16 protein-coding genes are annotated in these 22893 nt (G+C 32.7%); 4 read left to right on the forward strand and 12 right to left on the reverse strand.

The window, feature by feature from the left end; translation table 11 throughout:
* Positions 1-791 precede the first annotated feature (791 nt).
* From ACP6PM_RS29835 to ACP6PM_RS29855, 5 genes are all read right to left on the reverse strand, one after another.
* Positions 792-1709, reverse strand: coding sequence for a LysM peptidoglycan-binding domain-containing M23 family metallopeptidase (locus ACP6PM_RS29835; RefSeq protein ID WP_426590506.1), 918 nt, complete (start codon positions 1707-1709; stop codon positions 792-794).
* A gap of 461 nt (positions 1710-2170) precedes the next feature.
* Positions 2171-2752, reverse strand: a complete 582-nt coding sequence (locus ACP6PM_RS29840; RefSeq protein ID WP_426590507.1) for a Bpu10I family restriction endonuclease — start codon at positions 2750-2752, stop codon at positions 2171-2173.
* Between the two features lie 3 nt (positions 2753-2755).
* Entirely contained in the window at positions 2756-3040 is a 285-nt protein-coding gene (locus ACP6PM_RS29845; RefSeq protein WP_426590508.1) for a hypothetical protein, read from the reverse strand.
* Between the two features lie 225 nt (positions 3041-3265).
* The gene (locus tag ACP6PM_RS29850; RefSeq protein ID WP_426590509.1) at positions 3266-4468 is read right to left on the reverse strand and encodes a DNA cytosine methyltransferase; all 1203 of its coding nucleotides are present in this window, start codon (positions 4466-4468) and stop codon (positions 3266-3268) included.
* A gap of 715 nt (positions 4469-5183) precedes the next feature.
* The gene (locus ACP6PM_RS29855; RefSeq protein WP_426590510.1) at positions 5184-6608 is read right to left on the reverse strand and encodes a helix-turn-helix domain-containing protein; all 1425 of its coding nucleotides are present in this window, start codon (positions 6606-6608) and stop codon (positions 5184-5186) included.
* 253 nt (positions 6609-6861) lie between these two features.
* On the opposite strand from ACP6PM_RS29855, the gene ACP6PM_RS29860 reads away from it, so the two are divergent.
* A complete protein-coding gene (locus tag ACP6PM_RS29860; protein WP_426590511.1) occupies positions 6862-7446 on the forward strand; it encodes a hypothetical protein in 585 nt (194 codons plus the stop codon).
* A gap of 105 nt (positions 7447-7551) precedes the next feature.
* A complete protein-coding gene (locus ACP6PM_RS29865; protein ID WP_287287489.1) occupies positions 7552-8223 on the forward strand; it encodes a hypothetical protein in 672 nt (223 codons plus the stop codon).
* A gap of 90 nt (positions 8224-8313) precedes the next feature.
* Here the strand turns inward: ACP6PM_RS29865 and ACP6PM_RS29870 are convergent, their stop codons facing one another.
* The 3 genes from ACP6PM_RS29870 to ACP6PM_RS29880 form a co-directional block, all read right to left on the reverse strand.
* Complete coding sequence (locus ACP6PM_RS29870; protein WP_426590512.1) at positions 8314-8919, reverse strand: hypothetical protein; 606 nt, start codon at positions 8917-8919, stop codon at positions 8314-8316.
* A gap of 637 nt (positions 8920-9556) precedes the next feature.
* Positions 9557-10792: an LL-diaminopimelate aminotransferase gene (locus tag ACP6PM_RS29875; protein WP_426590513.1), complete on the reverse strand. Its 1236-nt coding sequence runs from the start codon at positions 10790-10792 to the stop codon at positions 9557-9559.
* 844 nt (positions 10793-11636) lie between these two features.
* Positions 11637-12752: a metallophosphoesterase family protein gene (locus tag ACP6PM_RS29880; protein WP_426590514.1), complete on the reverse strand. Its 1116-nt coding sequence runs from the start codon at positions 12750-12752 to the stop codon at positions 11637-11639.
* 1263 nt (positions 12753-14015) lie between these two features.
* Here ACP6PM_RS29880 and ACP6PM_RS29885 point away from each other — a divergent pair.
* Together ACP6PM_RS29885 and ACP6PM_RS29890 are read left to right on the forward strand one after the other, a co-directional pair.
* Positions 14016-15773 carry a polysaccharide deacetylase family protein gene (locus tag ACP6PM_RS29885; RefSeq protein ID WP_426590515.1) on the forward strand — a complete coding sequence of 586 codons (1758 nt, stop codon included), beginning with the start codon at positions 14016-14018 and terminating at the stop codon, positions 15771-15773.
* Between the two features lie 764 nt (positions 15774-16537).
* A complete protein-coding gene (locus ACP6PM_RS29890; protein ID WP_426590516.1) occupies positions 16538-18046 on the forward strand; it encodes a diguanylate cyclase domain-containing protein in 1509 nt (502 codons plus the stop codon).
* Positions 18047-18911: 865 nt separating this feature from the next.
* Here the strand turns inward: ACP6PM_RS29890 and ACP6PM_RS29895 are convergent.
* The 4 genes from ACP6PM_RS29895 to ACP6PM_RS29910 all read right to left on the reverse strand — a co-directional run bounded on the left by ACP6PM_RS29895 (position 18912) and on the right by ACP6PM_RS29910 (position 22223).
* The gene (locus ACP6PM_RS29895; protein ID WP_426590517.1) at positions 18912-19271 is read right to left on the reverse strand and encodes a hypothetical protein; all 360 of its coding nucleotides are present in this window, start codon (positions 19269-19271) and stop codon (positions 18912-18914) included.
* Between the two features lie 24 nt (positions 19272-19295).
* Positions 19296-20732 (reverse strand): DUF5009 domain-containing protein, encoded by a 1437-nt coding sequence (locus ACP6PM_RS29900; protein ID WP_426590518.1) that lies wholly within the window; start codon positions 20730-20732, stop codon positions 19296-19298.
* Between the two features lie 831 nt (positions 20733-21563).
* Positions 21564-21944, reverse strand: coding sequence for a hypothetical protein (locus ACP6PM_RS29905; RefSeq protein WP_426590519.1), 381 nt, complete (start codon positions 21942-21944; stop codon positions 21564-21566).
* A gap of 120 nt (positions 21945-22064) precedes the next feature.
* Positions 22065-22223, reverse strand: a complete 159-nt coding sequence (locus tag ACP6PM_RS29910; protein ID WP_426590520.1) for a hypothetical protein — start codon at positions 22221-22223, stop codon at positions 22065-22067.
* Between the last annotated feature and the right edge of the window lie 670 nt (positions 22224-22893).

A 22893-nucleotide genomic window follows, 5' to 3' on the forward strand; every position in this document is an offset into this window, starting at 1 on the left:
TGACCTGAAACCTTATTTTTAAATTAAGATGGGTATTACCTTTAGGTTCAGGAGTGTTAGGGTTAAAATTAGGGATGGTAGTAAACTCACCACAAAATCTAGTAGTTGATCGAAGAGAGGAAGAGAGTTTGTTGCTCTATCTAACTATTTTGTCTCCTATCTTCTAAGGAATTGAACTCCGTCAGGAGTATTTAACAAAAAAAGTTGAGCGATCGCTTCACGGGCCAACTTATTAAAGGAAAATCACAGCCGTCAGAAGTCAGAAGTCATATCTGACTGAGTTTTTCCTGCGAAAATGCTTAAAGCTATAGATTGAAGACGATCTATAAGGCTCTTCTAATTGTCATTTGTCTCATTTTGTGGATGGCAAGTGGAGGAGCGTATATTACCTGAGTTTTGAATTTAGCTTTGAGAATCTGGCTCAGAACTATATTTTACTTTTTCCCAGATAATAGTAGCTAGGAAACATAATATCATTAAGTAAAATGGTATGCCTATCATATTTATACTCCTAATTTTGATCATAATTGCTGGTACTTTATATTTTTGAGCTTCAGTTATAAGTTCATTGCTTCAAGGAAGTTTACTAACTATTTCCCAAAAATATCAAAGATATTTATATGACTAAATTATAGCACACCTAACTCTTAATTGTCATCCTATCCGGCAAAACTAGGGTGTACTGAAGAGAGAATTTATTGAGACAAAAGAATCACATTGGAGATTTACTTAGTTAAAAATCAAGTTGTATATATTCATTAGCAGTTTGATGTTATCAAAATTTTTTTCAATTACTTAAAAATAACTTCCATATAAGAATTGGGATTTTCAGCAACCCAACCTAAAGGAGAATTATATCTAATTTCAAAATGTAGATGAGCTTCCTCAAAATCAGGTTGCCCTGTCTGACCAACTGTGCCTAAAAGTTGTGCTTGTTCAATTTTTTGACCAGTTTTAACATTGATAGAATCTAAATGAGCATAACGAGTTTGTTTGCCAGAAATATGATTAATTACGACTAAATTTCCATAATTTCCTTGGTTACCAGCAAATGCCACAATACCTTCTCCTATAGAAAAAACTGATGTGCCACTATCAGCAATTAAATCTAAACCACTATGAAAAACTACTTTATTTTTAATCGGATGTAGCAACCAACCATAACCTAAAATTACTCTAGCTTCAAAAGGTAAAGGATAACCTGTTAATAAAGATGTTTTTGGCGGTGTTTTTCCTCCCGGAGACCAATTTACTCCTGGTAAAAAAACTACTTCTGGTGTTTGTCGAGCTGATGTTTCTGGGCAACCATTTACTTCATATAAAGCATCAGCGCGGATATTATAATTTTCTGCAACATTTTTCCAGGTTTTACCAGTGGGTATTTTCACGGCGATACCGTTATAGGGAGGAATGACAATTTCAGTACCTACGGTTACTTGTCCTTTTTGTAGCACTCGATTAAATGCTAATAAGGTTGGGGGTATTAGGTTGTATTGTTGGGCGATGCTTTCAATGGTCTCTCCAGGTGCAACAGTATGGCGTTGGAGACGAGATAATGCAGGTGGGGGACAAATTTCTTGTGCTTCTTCTGAGATGGAAGGAGTGGGAACTTTTATGCGTTGGGGTTGGGCGTTAACCTGTATTACTAAGAGTGGGTTAATTAAGGATAATAATGTAGTTATTAGGTAAAAGTAAGGTTGAGAATTCATTGGCAATTAAATTGTATAAATCTACTAGAAAAAAATATGGTGGACAAATAAAACTTGATTTATCATAATATTAACAACTAAATTTTTGCCGACGTTATTATTTAATTTTAATAACTTACACAGAAACCCAGTTTATTGCCATGATTATTGGTAAGCATTCAGATCCTAGCAGTCAGCTCTTCATCAAATAATGAATATTATTTTTCAGGTTAAAAGAGCTTAAATTTAGCAGTAATTTTTAATTCTCTCTGTGTTTTAAAGGTTGCTTTTACTTCCTTCTCTTATGAATAGCTGATAAGGCAGTTCCTCTGTAAGAGGCTAGCTAATAGCTGATGGCTGAATACTGAAAATTATTGTTTTTTAGAGCGCGAAATTTCGTTATTAAGTCCGATTTTTTGTTTTAGTCTGTAAGTCCTAAAAAAATAGAAATTACGCCACTAATCTTGACCTAGATTAGTTAGCTAAATTAAATAACCACGCTTCAAACCAAAATTAATACCGCCTTCCCAATCAGAAGTTAAATAATCTCTAACATAAACAAATAAATGCTCTACCACATTTCCATATATAGGATTTTTCACATACCCTTCTTGAAACCGAAATTCTCTATCCGTATTCTTTTGTTTTCTTAATACATATATTTGGTCGATTTTGAATTTTCGTAAATTTACCGCATCTGTTAACTTTAGCCATTCTGCCACTAAAATATAAATGGCATTAGGATTTCTATATTTAAGCTGTTCTGCTGCCGTTGCTGCATCTTGAAGCATAGTTTTATCCAAATAAGTTTTGCATTCTATAACTACAGCAGGTACATCCCAAATATGACTTTCTAATTCTTGGGAACCCTCACAATTCATTTGGGTGTGAATTCTTACTCCTATGGCAAAATCATTATCTTTTAGTTCAATTAAAGCATGAGGATAACTAAGCATATCCTGATAATTTTCAGACCGAAAAAATATATCTTTAAAAGTACGAGACTTACCAATTAAAGCTTGTGATGAAAATTCACTAACTAAATCTTTGAAAAGGTAATACATAAATTATTCCAAGACAGATGAATGGAGATTTGAACGAGAATCAAATTTTTCAGCATAGTGTTGTTGTTCTAGAAAATTTTTGTATTCATTCAACAATTCTACTCGCTTTATTAATAGCTCACTATCTTGCTTTGTTGTTTCAGTTAATGGACCGACTAGGTGTTCATTAGCTAACTTCCACTCATTATATTTTGCTCTGATTTCTGTTAAATATCTCCGAGACTCTGTATCTCTATATTTGGTTTTATGATTTTCTTTTTGCTCTAAATTTTGACCGTGAACATACATTTTATTTGACTCTATTTTAGTAAGTATTCAGCTATTAGCATTCAGCTTTCAACTTTTGATCGTACAGGACTTGACTTCAGTTAGGTAATAACCTTTTTCTTTCCTGGATTATGCTACACAAACATAAGTTTTAATTCTCCTTGGAGACTAATTACTTCTTCCAAAATAATGAATTAATAAATTATAGCTGATAGCTAATAGCTGACGGCTGAGTGCTTACCTATTTTACAACTGTTTTAATATATTATCAGCAATAGCTTTAGCTAACAAAGGAGGAACAGCATTTCCAATTTGATGATATTGACATAAATGTTTTTCTGCTAAACGACCTTCTCTAGATAGTAGCTTATGACTAACAACTGTTGGTTTACCCATGAATTTAAAACTATCTGGAAATGATTGTATTCTTGCACCTTCTCTAGCTGTGAAATTTCTATGTTGATAAGGGTGGACAAAATTAGCATAAAATGACGCTGGAATTGTATGGCATGGTTTATCTGGATGGAGTCTTCTATTATTTTGGTCGTAGATTTTTTGAGATATTTTTGTAGAGTTTCTTTGCCGTGGTTGTAAATGTTTTGGTACATCTTTTCCAGAACTTCCCCAAGTCATTGTAGCAAATCTTTCTACCATTCTTTGAGTGTGATTCATGGCTTTATGATTAAACAGAATATTATTTCCATTTCTCAACAATTTTTGATATTCATTCAATGGCTTTTTGAGATAATTTGACTCTTCTTTTCCTTCGCCTGCTTCTAAGGTCGGTAAGTCAGAAATAGCATCCCATAATGTCGGACAGAACTTTAAATTTTCTCCAAATAAAGACATTTGTTGATTGGTTAATACCCCATGAGTTTGTGAGGGAAAAGGATTTTCTAGTTCTCGTTTTGAGCCAACAATAAATAAACGTTTTCTGATTTGAGGCACGCCGTATGCTGTAGCTTCTAATATATTTATGTAGGCGTGATATCCAATATTTTTAAATTCTTGTTCAATAATTTCAATGACTTTGATTTGAGAATGAGTCCTAAATTTAATTAGGTTAGGTACGTTTTCCATAATTAATATTTCTGGCTCAAAAACTTTAGCTACTCTGATTAATTCTCTAAAGAGATTATTTCTAGGGTCTTTAGGATCTCCAGAATTTTTATTGCAAATAGAATATCCTTGACAAGGCGGACCTCCTATCAAAATTTGTGGTTTTTTATTAGCCCAAATTGCTGCTATATCGTTATTAGTGATAGTTGTAATATCTTGATTGATAATAACTGCATCTGGATGATTATAAGCAAAAGTTTCTGATGCCCATTTATCTATTTCGATAGCACCAATAATTTGACAACCTGCCCACTTAAAACCAAGGCTAAATCCACCTGCACCGGAAAAAATATCTAATATTAATGGTTTCATAAATAATAATTTTGGCAAAATTTGTATCCAGGCATCTTGCCCGCTACAGCTATAGTTTATATTAAGCTCCCTATTTTAGTTGAATAAAAAGTCATGTTTGTAGGCAAAAAACTCCATTTAATCTTTACGATATCACAAAAATTGTGAGGATGCAACCAAATATCCTTTGACGCGCCGATTTTTTTCAGGAGCTTCAGAAAATGAAAATGTTGGTGATTTTCTGCTGAGTCGCGATGGATGAAAAGATTTGATGAAACAAAAACCAGCACATTAGTTTATCGGAGCTTCGCAAAATGAAAGTCTTTCTAGTATTTCTCCCAGGGAAATTTCCTCAATATTCAATGATCTTGGAGCTAGGAAAAATTATTGAATAAAAAGTCATGTTTATAGGCGAAAGACCCTATTTAATCTTTACGATATCACAAAAATTGTGAGGATGCAACCAAATATCCTTTGACGCGCCGATTTTTTTAGGAGCTTCAGAGAATGAAAATGTTGGTGATTTTCCGCTGACTGGGGATGGATAAAAAGATTTAATGATGGGAAAAATCTGATTCTAATCTTAAAAGTAAGGGAGTAGGCGAGTCAGGGGTATTTTTCAATCTTTTTTCTATATTTCCTCTATTCTACTCCTGACTCATAACTCACAAATTTAATCGCGGGCAAAGATATCAAATGGCTTCTATAGAAGACAGATGTGAGTATAGTAGAGTATCTCATACAAACCCAGTTTCTATGCTCTATTTATACCGACACTACCGGATTTAATATAATGGCTAAATATAGGTTTAAGGATAAATAAAGTCTGATTTTCTTCTGTAATTTTATCTATCAAACCTCGCCTTTCTAAAGATAGTAATGTTTGAAATAATTCTGGTGGTGATAATTGGGATTTTTCCAATAGTTGGGGAACTGAAACAGATTTTGCAGGTTTGCTGAGTTGACATAGTATTTGTTTTTCCAACTCAGACAACCTTTGAAAATGCTGTTGTAAAATATTAGTTAATTCATCAGATAAAAATAGCGGTTGATAACTTAAGTATTGAGTGACACTCCCGCCAAATAAATTTTTAATTGTCTCTCCTATAAGTTTTAACCATTGGGGATTACTTTGATAGAAATTTATCAACTCTTGCCATTTTTCTTCATCTAATAATCCTCGATTTTTCAGAATCTCACGTGCTTCTTTTTCTATTAAACCAGTTAACTGAAATAAACGTACTGGTGAATCATTATCTGTAAAGTTGAAAATTTCTAAAGGTGGTTCCCAACTGTTGAGAATAAAACAACTATTGTGAGGAAGTTCGCCGATAATTTTAAATAGGTTGCCATAGTTTTCATATCCTGATTTATAGTTACCGACAAGTTGTCTATTACTGAGTATTTGTTGTACGTCATCCAGAATTATTAAACATCGAATATCGCGCAATTTTTCGATGAGTATTGATAGTTGAGCGTCGGTGTTATTGGGGAAGTCTGTTTCTGTTACGTTGGAGATAATTTCAATTAAATTTTTGAGAGTTATGTTTAGAGGTGGAGATGTGCGGAGGGTGCGCCAGATGATGTGGTCGAAATTAGATTCTATTTCTGGGATGAGGTGACGAATAATGGTGCTTTTTCCGATACCGCTTATTCCTGAGACGGTGATGAGACGACAGCGATGTTTGAGTATCCAGGTTTTGAGGGTGGCGAGTTGGGTGGAGCGATCATAGAATGTTTTTTTGATGTCTGGTGCGTCTCGGAGGTCGAGTTTTGGCAGTGGGGTGTTATTTTCGTTTGCTGTTTGTGTGGTGGGTAATTTTTGTTTGGTTTCTGGGGAAGGAGTGTTTTCTGTACAGAGATTAATATTACCTTTTAGACAATTATTTCCTCCTAAATTAAATACATTTGAAAAGTTAGAAATTTGATATCTTTCCATCGCAGCGCGGAAATTTGACTTATGAATTTTTTCATTTAATTCCTTAGAAATAAGTTGCCATAAATTTGAAGCGACATTACCAACGTGAAATTTAGTACAGTGGTATTCTTGAGCAACCTTTGAGTATTTTTCCCCTTGCCAAGTAGCGCGTAATATGGCTTTTTGGAGACTATCAAGGTGTTTGCCAGATTTGTCGAAAACTATCTCATCAACAAACCTTAAAACTTCATTAAAAGTCATTAGTCAAATTTAGTTAGGAATTTATTCCTATTATATCTGATGTTTTCTGATATTTCGGGAAAAAAATCTGATATTTTCTGATAATTATGTTTAGTCATACATTATTTTTTGTGAGTTTTATAAGTAGTAGGTCTGATTATTACTTGTAGTAAATTATTAAGTATTAGATTACTTGGAGAAACTGTAACAATTTTTTTTACTTTTAAGCAAGTAATTAATATAGTCAAGCTGTTCAGATTTAAGGATAAATATTATGCCTAAAAACTTCAAAAAAATAGGCTATTGTTTTGTAGCAACAACACTATTGATACTTGGTATTAGCTCTAAAACAAATAGTCAAAATACTGCTCCCGGTTTATGTCTAAGACATACAAGAATAAGTGGTTCATCTGGAAATGTAGTAGATACTGATTGGATATGTTCAAGAGTAGGTAATTTTAGTCAATGGATTGGACTAGGAGATGATACTGGTTGGAAGGATCAAGAATTAGCTTTTAGAGCAATTGGTGGTGCAGAAATTTGTTTAGAGCATACTAGAGTTAGTCCCTCTAGTGGATTGCGAAGAGAGAACAAATGTAGCAGTTCTGTTAATGATATTAAGTCAGTAAATTTAGGAGATGATACTGGTTGGAAAGATCAAAAATTGACTTTTACTATTTATACTCCTAGAGAAAATTACGAAATGTGTTTACAGCATAGAAGAAGAAGTGGTAGTTCGGGAAAAGTAATTAATACTGGTTGGAAATGCGCTTCTGAGTATAATACGGAAACTATTTATTTAGGAGACGATACAGGTTGGAAAGACCAAAACTTAAGATTTACAGTAAGAAATAGATAATGACTTTAGAAAAGGAAGGATAGCTGTTTCTTTAAATTTGAATTATTTGGGAATATTCCATCTATTAATTTGGCATAAAGTAGATTTTTAATAGGAATAAAAATTATGAAACCACGAAAATTATTGAATCTAGCCACAACATTTCCAATAGTCAGTAAAAGAAAGTTGTTCAAAAACTTATTGTTGTATCCTACTGCACTTTTAACAGCTCTAAGTTTAACTTTTTTGATACAGGAAAAAACCAATTCACAACTAAATATTAATACTGAAATATTTTACAATGTTAAAGTCTGCAACGAGTATAAAAAGAAAATATTTGTAGCTAGGGCAAAACAGCGAGCTTATCTAGTAGCTGGAGATAGAAATTATGGTAATCCATACGGTGTAAGATTAGAAGTATCAAAAGTTAGAGGATGGGGTCCAGTTCTTCCTAATGAATGTCAAGGTTTTCCCATTTTAAAATTAGATGTCGAGCCTCCAAAAAATTCACGGTATTTGGGTACACAAGACTGGATATATATAATGAGTTCTGATAAGAAAAAATTTCCTCGACAAGACATAACAAGTTATAGAAATTCTCAGGGAGGTAACTCTGTCAGACCAGAATTTTGTGTAATTAATAAGGTTTTTAATTTATCTTCTAGAAATTATCAAAAAACAGGAACCAGAATTTGTCCTGGTTATAATGTGAATAAAAAATCTACCTTACCTGAAGGTACAGACTTTGTTAGATTTGAGCCAGTTTCTCCTCAGAAGGATAAAATAGTTTTTCGCTAGATTTAGTTATGGTGGGCAAATTTTTACGAATCTATATCAACAGTAAAATTTGTGATATTTGCCTACCCTACTTATTACTTTAATACCTAATTACAAAGACTCAATCGATCTAACCATTTCCACCAAAATTCCCATAATCTTCCTCGAATCTTTAATATAGTAATTTTCTACATCAATAAACACTACATTCTTTTCCAATTTTAAAAATTTCCAGACATGACCTGTCGTAACCGCACCATAAATAAACGGAACATTTTTACCATCTTGTTTATTATATATTTCCGCCGCCACCATTTCTGCAATACATTGTCCTAAACCACTAACTATCTTTTCATTTTTAGCTTCTACAAGAATAATTACAGGACTATCTAAATATAGTTGTTCGGGAGATTGACTAATAATAAAATCACAAAATCCATTCAACCCCTTATCCCTATCAACCGAGAAATCTATACCCGAAAAAAAACTAATTTGCAGTTGTCTCTTAATCTCCAGCAAAATATTAATAATTATTAGCTCAGAACTGGCTTTTTCTGTAGCGATCGCTAAGGCAATAGGTACATTTTGCTTTAACGTTTCAGCTAATAAATTACTAATCTCTACAGCTTCAATTTGAGAAAATAAATCTTCTGTTTCTATAATTTTTAAGTTAAACTCAGCTTTTACCTTTTTTAAATCAAAATCACTATATGACATTTTACCTATTCCCGATTTCCTCAATCAAAATTTTCCAATTAATTAGCAATAAAAATTCTGCATAGAGATAGTTATTTTTATTCTTCCATGAACCCGGTTTCTGTCTAATTTAAGAACGAGCGATCAAAATACAAATCTGGGTTTATTGCCATGATTACTCTTTTTCTGGAAATTTCTTAGATTAACCCGGTTTCTGTCTAATTTATAACGAGCGCTCGAAATAAATAGATTTATTACCAGGATTAGTCTTTTTCCAGAAATTTCTTACATATAGCAATTCTCACAGTTATGAAGCACATTTATAATCCCCCTAAATCCCCCTTTCTAAGGGGGACTTTGAAGTTCCCGCCTTAGAAAGGGAGAATTTTTGTTAGCTCCCCTCTTACAAAGCAGAGAAGTTATGTATAAGTCTGGGAGAGGCTTTTTCTGGAGAAAAGTGTATTGAAAAATACATTTTTTTGATAAACCCAGACAAGATTCTTACTTCCCAGACTCCCCACACATCTCACCCTCCCCACCCTCCTATAAGGTTTTCAGAAGTTCCTGGTAAGGGATAGGGGGATAAAACTGTACCTCATAGATTAAAGAATTGCTATAAACCCAGTTTATAGGTAAGTTAAGAGCGATCGCCTCTCACCTAAATTTTAAATTTCTCAGTTATGCGCTTCATTGCTTCGTTGACATTTTCCCGACTATTAAAAGCGGAAATTCGGAAGTAACCTTCACCTGCTGCACCAAAACCCGAACCGGGTGTACCGACAACATTACAATTTTGCAACAGCTTATCAAAGAAATCCCAACTTGACAAACCTGTGGGAGTCTGCACCCAAACATAAGGCGCGTTTACTCCTCCATAAACAGTTAACCCTGCTGCTTGTAACTGGGAGCAAATAATTTTCGCATTCTCTAAATAAAATTCTATCAACCCTTTCACTTGCGCTTTCCCTTCCTTGGAGTAAACTGCTTCTGCACCCCGCTGCACAATATAAGAAACTCCATTAAATTTAGTGCAATGACGGCGGTTCCACAATTTCCATATTTCTACATCGCTACCATCAGCAGCTTTCCCTTTGAGAGTTTTGGGTATGACAGTCAACGCACAACGAGTACCAGTAAAACCAGCATTCTTAGAAAAGGAGCGAAATTCGATTGCGCATTCTCTTGCTCCTTCTATTTCATAAATAGAATGGGGAAGACTCGCATCAGTAATAAAAGCTTCGTAAGCAGCATCGAATAAAATAATGGCGTCATTCGCTTTGGCATAATTTACCCATGCTTGCAAATATTCCTTAGTCGCTGTCGCACCAGTGGGGTTATTGGGAAAACACAAATAAATCAAATCTACCTTTTGAGTAGGAATTTCAGCAGTAAAATTATTTTCTGCGGTTATTGGTAAATAAACTAAACCCTCATATTCCCCTTTATCATTTACATCACCAGTATTACCTGCCATTACATTAGTATCTACATACACTGGGTATACTGGATCAGTCACAGCAATAGTATTATTGTTGCCAAAAATATCAAGAATATTACCAGTATCACACTTCGACCCATCAGAAATGAAAATTTCCGAGGCATCAATATCACATCCCCTAGCTTGGAAATCTTGAGTCGCAATTTTCTCCCGCAACCAACCATAACCCTGCTCTGGACCATAACCCTTAAAAGTTGAGCGATCGCCCATTTCTGCCACAGCTTTAGTCATGGCCTGACGACAAGCTTCTGGCAATGGTTCGGTGACATCCCCAATACCCAATTTAATAATCTGGGCTTCCGGGTGTGCTTCGGCGAAGGTATTAACACGTCTAGCTATTTCTGGGAATAGGTATCCTGCTTTGAGTTTGAGGTAATTATCGTTAATTGTTGCCATGGTAGATTAAAAAAAAGTCACTTACAACATTAGACCTTTTGGAAAACTGAAAGTCAAATATTGGGTACATCTCAATTTTGAATAGGGAATAGGGAACAGGGAATAGGGAACAGGGAATAGGAAAAAAGTATTTTTGCATATATTGAGATGCACTCCAGATATCAGTTATCAGTTATTAGTTATTAGTTATTAGTTGTCACTAGAAAATAGTTCTCAAGTCTTGACTAAAATACTACTTTTCAAAGAGCAATAACTTTTGCCGCCATTAATTTACATTAATGATGATGTTCAACTTTTGATATTTCCTTGACAAACACTCTCTTAACGGGACTTAGACAAATTTTACTTTTGAATTTTAACTTTCACAGAAAATATCTAAGTACAATTAATAGAAATAGTTAATTTGTTTTACTTTTAACTTTTGAATTTTAACTTTCACAGAAAATATCTAACTAGGGTTTGCTGAAAAAGTCTTATGAGTGGGGATAGGAGTCAGGTAGGGGAGCCGTCGGATTGGCGACGTACAGGGGTCAGGAGGAATGGGAATGATAGAGAAGGTTGAATAAAGAATTATCCCTTGATTTTCCATCTTTGTCTGCTTAAAATGTTAACTTTTTAAGCTTTTTGGACTGAAAAGCTGACACTTTTTTCGCTCCAAAAAGGCTAAATATTTTATCTGTAAATGCTTTGGGGATTAACCAGCAAGCCCTAACTACCATTAATAGAAATAGTTAATTTGTCTTACTTTTAACTTTTGACTTTCAGAGAAAATGTCTAAGTACCATTAATAGAAACAGTTAATTTATCTTACTTTTGACTTCTGAATTCTGACTTCTAACTTCGGCTATAACTCCCGCCACACGGAGCTATTAAAACCAATAATTTTTTCTGGTAGTTTTTCTGGGTTAATAAGTGCCAAAGTTTTCATGTCGTAAGTAGTGTAAAAACTCTTGCTTTGTTCCAGATTAATATCTACAACAGTCAAAGTATTTCTAGGTGGTAAATTACTATTAAGTAAAACGCGAGGTCCGCTACCTAAAGCACCACTATGCAGCAATTTTAAATTACCTTTATAACCAGGAAAATAAGCATGATGATGACCGCTAATATATAGATGCACATTATATTTTTCTAGCAGAGTTTGTAACTTTTCAGCTTCTGTCAAAACATCACCAAATTTATTTCTGCCAACTGCCACAGCATAAAGAGGTAAATGCCCCATTACAATTCGCATTTTTGCTGTTTGTGCTTGACTACTTGCTAAACTTTTTTCTACCCATTCTAATTGTTGAGTAGGAATCTGAAATGTAGAGGCATCCCAAATTAAATAAAAAATTTCTTTGTGCAAAAAACTATAGTAAAAAGGAAACTCATCCGCCTCAAAAAATTCTAGGTTTAAATCTTTTTGATGTTGACTCCAATAATTTTTTGCTAGTCTACGTTCTTTGGCAAATATAAATTTTCCAGACTTAATATAACTAGAAGCATCGTGATTGCCAATAGTAATAGCAAATGGTTGTTTAGTTTGACGTAATGGTGTGACAATGTAGCGGTCAAAACTATTCCACATAGCTTGAATATTTGCTTCAGTAAGTGACAGTTTTTGTCCAGCAACCATGTCACCTCCACAAAGAACTAAATCTGGTTGCCATTCATAAATTAAAGGAATAGTTTTTTCTACTTGAGATTCATAAGTTGTGGAACCATATCGACTATTTAAGTCACTAATAACTACCAGTCGAATATCTCCTTTTTTGGGAGCAAACATTCCTGGAGGAGCGGGTGTTAATGGAGTGGGAATTTCTGAAGGATAAATAATTGGATTTTCTGGAAGTTGGGAATTAGTCTTTTCGAGATTTATAGTTTTGCTTGGCTGAAATATTCTGCGGAAAATTACAGTTAATCCCAATCCAAATGCACTGCCCAGAAAAATTAGTAAATCACGACGGCTAAATCTCATATTTTTCCAAAAATAAATCAAATAAATTATATAAGTAGATGGGTTTAAAAAAATATCAAACCAATAGGCAGATGACAGGTAATACCAATTCACTTTAAAGATGTCACAAATAGTTTCAAACACCCTATGTAAAATAATTTATTGAAATTACTGTGGTGTCAAAGTTTTGAACTTATAAAATCTAAATGCATGATTTTTGACTGTCTTAAGTGCGTCTTACATTCTATTAGCGTAGCATTCCAAAGGAAAGGAAACGAAAGAAAAAGAACGGAAATGGAGACCTCACCAATTAGCACTCAATGCATGACTTTTAACTTCGGTGAAACGGTATGAGCTGAGATGAATTATTTAATCACTATCCACAGTTCTTATGTTCTGGTTTTCCCTCTCAAGAATCATTTTCTATTTAATTTGACCTACCTACTTAGTAATTCTAAAATTAGTGAGATATAGAAGTTTGATATTTTAGGGAACTGGGAACAGGAAACAGAAAAAATACTGTACCTCATCAATATGATAAATGAAGTTAATAGTTGACCGCTGAATGCTTATTTTTTATCAAATATTCTACAAAAAATATCATTGGTGATAAATTATTTTAGGGATTTAATCTCCAAATTATCCTGCCAACTTTCTATTCAAGGATATTTAGCAAAGTTACTATTATATTTAAGATTTAGTATTACTGGTTTGCTGAAAATTATATAGCAATTCCCATACTGCTAAAGTAAAAAAATCGTTGGTTTTAGGGAATAGGGAATAGAATAGAATAGAAATAAAGATAGGTGTACCTCCGGAGCCTGAGAAACGCTATATTTTATGATTTTTACAAAAAATTATTTAATTTTTTCATACTATCAAGTTAATATTTGCGACCTTAATAGCTTGATTTATCTGAAATATTATCTATCAAAAAAATCACAGTTAATCATAATTTTAATAAATATGATTACTTAACTTATAAATCAATTTTATTTCCCTAGGTATTTTGTCTCTAAATCATGCTCCTGCAAATTTATAAATTATAGATAAAAATACCATTGACCTGCCATAACTAAAGGATAATTTTATTAAACTATTATTAACCTAAAATTAAACAATTAATGACTATTTTTATTTTATGATTTTTATCGGTATTTTCTCAAGTTATGAAATAAATAATAGGTAAACATTCAGTCGTTAGCTATTAGGTTTCGCAGCATGACCTAAGAAATTATGAAATCTAATAGCTGAATGCTGATATGGAGTTTTAATTTTAGTCTTATGTTTAACTTTTTCCTAATTCGCTCTTCCTTATTAGTTATCAGCAATCTGACTTTAACCTTACTAATAGGACTGTTATCACAACCAACCTTTGCTCAATCAAATCCTAATTCAAAAGCTCCTAAATCTTGCAATAATCAGAATACTCAACTATTAGAAATATCCCTGGATACTACACTCAATCAATTCCTAACTATTTCTAACTTAATGACCAACCAAGAAATGGGATTAGCCAACTTAATAAAAACCATAGGAGAACAAACAATTGTTGCTGTAAATAACAGCCCTAATCCTTGGCCGACAATTCACGAACGAGCCAGATTAGCTAAAGTTCCGATAATTATGTATCACGACATTTTACCAAAGAAAAAAGTCTCTTTTGATGTGACAGTAAAACAATTTGAAAAGCATCTGGAATTAATCAAAAAAAATGGAGTAACCCCCATTAGTTTAGACAAACTAATTCAGCACTTACGCACAGGAAAACCATTACCAGCCAAACCAATAGTTCTAACTTTCGATGACGGATATATTGGTCATTATCAAATAGTTTATCCCCTCCTAAAAAAATACAATTATCCAGCAGTTTTTTCAGTATATACAGACAAAATCGAAGGCAAAATAGTAGGTCGTTCCACCCTCACCTGGGAACAATTACAAGAAATGGCAGCAAATCCATTAGTAACAATTGCATCTCATAGTGTCACTCATCCCAAAGATTTAACCAAATTATCCGACCGAGAACTTCAACAAGAATTATTAAAATCAAAGCAAATTTTACAGAACAAATTAGGCAGAAAAATTCGCTATTTTACCTATCCCGAAGGTAAATACGACGAACGTGTTAGTGCTTGGATAAAAGTAGCAGGATATGAAGCAGCACTAACAATGAAAAAAAACAAAAATATCTTCAGTAATCAATCCAAAAGTTTATTAGCAATAGACCGCTTCGGTCAATCAGGACTCAAAAAAGCAATTGCTCAAACTTATGAGGGATTACAACTACCCCCCTGGAAATTAGGCTTTGATTTTAATAGTCAAATTATTAAAAATCAAGTCTCTCCAGAAGGCATTCCCCTAGTTTTAATCTCTGGAGGAAAACCAATCACTATTCATGCAGATAGTCGCTATCAAGTCAAAGATATTGTGACAAAAAATCAGGCGATCGCTGGAGTAGATGGAGTATTTTTTTCTCTGGAAAAACTAGATTCTAACAAAGTTATAGGTCCTATTTTTAGTCAGAATACAAAAAAATTTGTGCCTGGGGATAGCTATGACAATAATAAATTAAAGAATCGTCCCTTAGTATTAATTAGTGAGAATAAAGTAGATTTTATTCCTTTTAATTCCGAACGCCATAACACTATAAAAGGTCTCCAAAAAGAGATGCCAAATCTTACAGATGCTTTTGTCGGAGCTGCATTTTTAGTGAGAAATTCTCAACCACAACCACCAGAAACTTTTGGTGAACTATTCAAATTTAATGAACCCCGTCATCGAGCATTTTGGGGTATTCATCGTAGCGGTCAACCTATGATTGGAGTATCTTATAAAAGAGTTGGTTCAGTCAAACTTGGTCAACTTTTGGCACAAGTAGGATTTCGAGAGGCAGTAATGTTAGATTCTGGAGCTAGTACATCTCTAGTTTATCAAGGTAAATCTTTAGTCAGATATACTCCACGTCCTGTTCCTCATATAGTTGCCTTAGTTCCTCCAAAGTCAACTTCAAAATCAACTTGTGTTGTAGCTAAGTATTGATCAAAATCAAGCAATACCAATTTGATAAATGTTTGTTATCAATAGTATATATAAGTATAGGCTCCGAAGAAGGAAGAAGGAATCAAGAAAGAAGAAAAAAATCGCAGAAATGATATAAATTAGCTGGCTTATACGATTGAAAAATATCGTGCATAAAAATAAATTTCCAGCTTTCCGTTTTGTCGCATTCTTTTTTGAAATTGATAGAAATTATTGTTCCTATATTTGAGTGTAGGGACGATAAATTATAGAAAAGCTAATATAAATTATTTATATATCAGTCCTATTTTTCTTGTTGATAAATTATTTATAAATTAGGGAAAAAGTAACATTAGCAAGAGTTTTATACTTGATTATCTATCACGGCTTGCTATATAAAATTCCTCACAACGAACAACTGTGTTTTTCTTCCATTATAAAAAAAAATATATACTTGATTCCCTATTGTTTTTTCTTAAAAGTATTTTCAACACTCCAATAGAAATGCTATATTAGTTAAAGTCAAATATTTGATCTGAAAAGTTATGTTATACATAATATTTAAGGTAGTTTAGGGTGTCTATAATAATTAAACATTGGTTGTAGGTTTCTTAAAATAGTAGGTTAAATTCAATCAAACAGCTATTAATTATTAGTTTACAGAGTTAGTCTTACAAGTCTATATCCCCTTAACCTAACACAATTTTAAGAAGCGATTAATTTGGCCAATAGCTCCCTATAGCCAGCTAAAATAGTAGTCATGTTCACTCTAGTCCTACTAAATCATGCATCAACAAGAAAATTCTAGATTCAGAGAAACTATTTTAATTATCAATGATAATCCTAAAAGTTTAAAACTGTTGACTGAGTTGTTATCTACCCAGGGGTATAAGGTGGAAATTGCCACCAATAGTAAGCAAGTTCTAGAAACTATTCATTTCATACTTCCAGACTTGATTTTATTAGAAGTTAAAATGCCAGACATTGATGGATATCAAATCTGTGAAATTCTGAAAAGAAATGAACGAACTTGCAATATCCCTGTGATTTTTATCTCTGCTTTGGATGGAGTGATGGATAAGATTAAAGCTTTTACTGTAGGAGGGGTAGATTATATAACTCAACCATTTGAATTAATTGAGATTTTAGCCAGGATTGAAAATCAATTGCGCTTACGATCGCTACAGCAGGAATTACAACAACAAAATGCTAGATTACAACTATTATTAAAAACGACTCATGCTATTAGTGAAGCATCTGATTTTGAGTCAGCTTTAGAAGTGATTCTCGCAGAAATCTGTCAAACTATGAATTGGGATTTTGGGGAAGCATGGATTCCTAACCAAGATAATACAATGCTTAGATTTAGTAGAGGTTGGTATGCTAGTAACAGTAGCAATGGCGCTTTGCCACTTACTCTCAAGTTTCGACAACAACATCAAATTATTACTTTTAGCTCTCATCCAGGTTTCCTAGAAAGGGTGTTCTCTTCTCAACAAGCAGAATGGCTAGAAGATATTTCTCAGGAACAATATTCTGTTTCTATTTGTTCTGAAATTGCTGAAAAAATAGGTATTAAATCTGCTTTAGGAATTCCTATTATCCTAGAGCGAAAAGTTTTAACTATTTTAGTCTTTTTTCATAAAATTTGTCGTTCCCTCGATCAAAATTCTATGGAGTTAGTTAATGGTGTTGCAACTCAGTTAGGGGGGTTAATTCAACGCAAAAAAGCAGAACTAGCTCTCAAAAAAGCCAACCAAGATTTACAAGTAATTGCTAGTTTAGATAGTCTAACTTCTCTGGCTAATCGTCGTAAATTTGATGAATATTTTCACCAAAAATGGGAACAACTTAGACAAGAGAAACAGCCTTTATCTCTAATAATTTGTGATGTAGATTATTTCAAATATTACAATGATTATTATGGGCATCCAGAGGGAGATCAGTGTCTCAAAAAAGTTGCTCAGGCGATTAGTAAAGTTGTTATATTTCCTACTGATTTAGTATGTCGTTATGGTGGAGAAGAATTTGGAATTATATTACCCAATACAAATCTTGATGAAGCTTTACGAAGAGCAGAATTAATTAGACGGGAAATCAAAAACCTTCATATATCTCATGCCTATTCAAAAACAAGTACTTATGTTACTGTAAGTTTAGGAGTAAGTAGTATAATTCCTAATTTTCAATTATCGCCTCGTACATTATTAATAGATGCTGACCAGTCACTTTATAAAGCCAAAGAACAGGGACGGAATTGTGTTGTTGCTCATATAAATCGCTGTGTTTGTTAATTAAGTATTCAACGAAAATTAATCTTACATTTGATAGTCATTTCAGTTATCAGTTATCAGTTATCAGTTACCAGTTAACAGTATCTTCTACTGAAGTAGCAGGCTTAAAATACTGAATTTTCTTTTTTTATCCCCTTTAAAAGCTAGCTTTGACTTTGAGACCTGATTTTCTGGTCACCTTAAGGAGGTAAGCCAAATTATTTTTATATCTACTGCTGTTGTATACAAGTATATTTTTTGTTCCCAGTTAGTAATCATTCAGCTATTAGCAGTTAGCTCTGCTGCTTTTAAATGAATGAATGAATGAATGAAGCAAATGATAAAGTAAACTGAGTAGCTTTTATACTTACTTTTAATTCTAATTATCTATCAATCTTTCAATACTATAGCAACTGCTAGAGCGGTTAGGACAGAGAAAAGTATAAAATTATTAGACCATTTCTATAGAGGCGAGAACTATGTTTCTCCTTTATTTCCTAAGCGCCTTGGCAACTACTATAATTCTTCTTTTTAAGACAATTAGTTAATAAATAATGACTGAATGCTTACCCCAGTTAAACTGTTCCCTGCTTACAAATATTCAATTAATTTTGCATAGGTGCTTATATTGATAGTAATACCAAGTCTATTTAAGTTTAAGTTTAATTAGCGATCAAAAAACCTATCCTCTTCATCCACACTAATCTCACTATACTTACTACTGCTTTATTCATAAGTATTCAACCGTAAATAATATAATTTTCTCCTTTCTCTCTTCTATCCTGACTACTCCTTCATTATTTATCAGTATTGAACTGGATATGATATTAATTGCATTTATCCTTAATCAAAACCCGCCCTACAAAACTTTAATAAACTATTGAATTTAATGACTTGATTTTCTATATATTTCGACTAAAACTCCAATAAATGAGCCAAATATACCCCCGATAATTCCTCCCCAAAATGGAATTAGTAGTGGACTAAAACAAACATAAAATCCGTCCCAACCATCAGCACAATTTAAAGGTTGAATTTTGTCATGAGCAATAATAATAAAAAAAACTGTACTCAAAAGTGAAGTAAAAGTTGCTGCATTAAATATTCTCATCGTACATCTGAAATGAGTAATTAAGTTAGTAATTCCACCAATTATTCCTCCAATAGTACCTCCGATAATAATGCCTACGCAAGCACCAAATAATGAAACAAACCATACAAATACTATGGGAAGTATACTACTCATAAAATCCTCCTAATTTGATTGTTTTTAAGTCCTCCAAAAAAGTTTTAACCTGCTAAAAATACTTACAACAAATGCCACTATTAATGTATAAACAAATCCCCTAAACAATCCTAAAGTTGGTGTTTGAGTCATTTGTGTAATTTCTTCATACCATCCAGTTAATTTGAAGAGAGGTAAAAGCAAGTTACCGAAAACCACATAAGCTATCATGGGATTTTCCCCATTATAAATCAATAATTTGAGAAGACCTTTCTGTTGAAAATAATCGCTAATCACAGTGAATAGAATCAACAGAAAAATAGACATTCCTGTGGTGATGAAAAAGTAACTAATAGTAGCACTATCTTTTTTGATGCCACCTTGAAAAGGTTCAAAAGCTAACCCTAATACGAGCCAATAAATACCCCAACCATAAAGTCTATTTAGCAAATTTTCTATCTGATTACCTGGTTGCTGGAATAATAACCAACCGGAACCACATAAAACTACACTTATTAAAGTTGTTTGTAAAACCAGTCTAGATTGTAACCCAAGCAATAACACCAAGTCAATAGTCAGCATTAATAGTGCAATAATTAAGAAACGACTAACTGGCCATTTTTCTGTTATAGAATCATCATTATTAGTGTCATAGTTTTTCATCCATTTTAAAATTAAATCTCCGGCAATAGTACCGGGAATGAGGATAAATAAATACTTCAAATAATCAAATCTAAAAATCCAAGGCAAAGGAGAGTTAAACCAAAACTCTTTCACCCATCCATCATCAGTAGCAGAAAATATTAGCCCTAATAATATCCCCAATAATCCTAAACGTAACCACCAATTAGATTTAGTAAATAACCAAATTATCGAACCAAAAATAGCCATATTTGTTAATACTATGAGAATAATATCACTCCGTTCTAAGGAAAATTTACTACCATCAGGATATGTTAATTTACTCAGAACTAAAATACATATACTCCAGCCAGCTATACTAATAAATTGATTCAGAAACTTGGGGAAAAATTTGGGTAAACGAGTGAACATTAAAAATAGGATAAAAAATCCTTGTAAAGCTAATTGCCACTTTTCAGGAGTTTCTTCTGTACTATTAATAATGTGTGATCGAAAATGTTGCAAAACTATAGCAAAAATGCCTAACAAAAATCCTCTTTTCAGTATAAAGAAAAATATTTGACTGTATCGCCACCCTTTATTTATTAATCTAGATAAAGCTAGGGGTATAGATGCTCCCATTGCAAATAAGAAAATTGGAAAAACAATATCTACCCAAGTTAATCCAGGAAGATGAGGATTAAATACATAATTTGGTGGTGGTGTTTGAGCATGATACATCCAAGCAGGTAATGTTCCATCACGAGGAATTATGCCAGATAATACCATCATTAAAATAGCAAATCCACGCAAAGCATCTAAAGCATCAGCACGTTTTATAGAGGTTGGTTGTTTTACCATTGCGATATTTTAGTGGTAGTTAGGAGTCAGAATTACTGGAGTTATCAAGCCAGAATATAAAGGATTTTAGCATTGCTGAATTAAGGTATGAAAGTAGGTTTATAGGGAATAGGGAAAACTTAATTGGGAACAGGGAACAGTTAATATTAACAAGTAGTTAAAACAATCCAAAATACAAAATACAAAATACAAAATACAAAATTATCAAATCATACACACAATCAGCAACGCCAGGATTTTTATTTTTAATAGATATCTCCAGAAAATAAACTTGCTCTTTATTTAACATAGGCTAGACTTGTAAAAGTCACTTACAAAATCATTTTTCGTATCTTAATTGCGAAAATATACTCCCTATTCCCTATTCCCTGTTCCCTGTTCCCTGTTCTCTACTATGTGCAAAAAGTCTATATCTTTATCTTTTTTTAGAGATGTCTAATGGCTATTAACTCTAATGAAATTTTTCACAACCTATTGAGGGTTGTTATATAGGAAATAGTTAGATTAAAATGTCAAAACATTGAATTAGAATACACTCGTTACTTGACATTATATTAATTATAAAACTTTAGGATCTAGTTAAGGAATGAGAATTAAATAAGATCCAAAGTTTTTATCTAAGAGTATTGCACTGAAATACTTCTGTGCAGGAAATCTAGAAGTTAATAAATCCTCATTCCTAATTTTTGCTAATTCTCTATTTCTAATCTTTTAAAGCTATACCCATAATGCTACCTCCACCTTTAGCTTTAGCTAGACGCATTGCTAAAGCAACTTCAGGTAATTTTTTACCAAATGAACATATCCTATAGTGCCAGTTAATCCAGTTTTTTATTTGTAAATTCTCTGTAAATCGTTTAGTAAACTTGCCTGATAAGGTGCTTTAAATAGAATATTATCTCCTTGGCGTAAAACTACTGTATAATTTAATTTTCCGAAAGTATTAAATTCTCTTATCGGCGGAAACTTGCGATATTTTATACTTACTCCTGCTTTTTCTAACTCATGGTAAAAAATACTAGCTTGCTTTTTTCTAGTACCTGGATCTTTAGAGAAATCTATTTCCAACGAATAAATATTTTCTATATCAAGCACATAAACAAAAATAGTAAGTATAGACTTAAGAGATGAAATACCACCTGTCAAGTCAATATAGTTTTGTGAATTATCAAGAGGGTTAACAATTTTTCGTAGTTGCTCTACAAGAGCCATAAATCTATCAACATTAGAATCTTCTATTTTTGTGACATGATGTACTAAACTTGTTGAAGAAATTTTCTAGTTGCTTAGAGCTTCTTGCCAAGCTACTGAAATTGTCAAAGCTTGTAATGATTACTCAGAATGAAAAATGTGTACTTGACGAAAAGTTAAATCGCTATTTTTGGTATCACTTCGTGCTTGAAGGGTAGCTCTAATAATAGCGTTAATCATTGCAGGAATGTTTGTATTTACTGCCAAAATTAGCTTGAATGATTTTTGATAAATGTTCACTTTTACTTTGTTTAATTTCCTACAATATAATTTATATAGTGGAGTTTAAATTTTATACTAAGTCCGGTTATGAAAAGATACTTTTCCAACTCTTTTCTAACTCTTCTGCCTTCCCCTCTTTATAAAGATACTAATTAAACAGAATTTGATATTATATAAAATCCGGTTATACAGTAATCGCAAAATTACTTCCTCTTAATACAGATATTCTATAGAATAAGAATTTAAAAATTCAATAGTTTAAATCCTTTCTTTACTTCTAAGTCCTGACTCCTGACTACTCAGCGATACGATAACTAATTACCCTGATTCTATTATTATTGCTCAATCAAACCTCCATTTTTTTATAAAAAAATTAGTTGCCAATAGAAAAATTTTCTACTAACAACTAACTATTAACTATTAGACTTATCTCAAAATTAAAAATCGAATCAATTATTATTCATAAATTATCAATTACCAAAAAGTAAGGTCTAAAGCTTCCCCTTTTAAGGGGATAAAAAAGCGGTCGAGAGATGGATGGATTACCGAATAATTAATAATTAATAGTTAATAATTAATAATTAAGAGTTGATAGTCAATTAATTATTCATTCAACAATTCACGCCTTGAAGCCTCCCCTTGGATAGGGGATAAATCAAAAATTTTCCTTTTAGTCAATCCTATCCGT

Origin of the sequence: Dapis brunnea BLCC-M229 (assembly GCF_050015995.1) — a bacterium.
Taxonomy (GTDB): domain Bacteria; phylum Cyanobacteriota; class Cyanobacteriia; order Cyanobacteriales; family Microcoleaceae; genus Trichodesmium.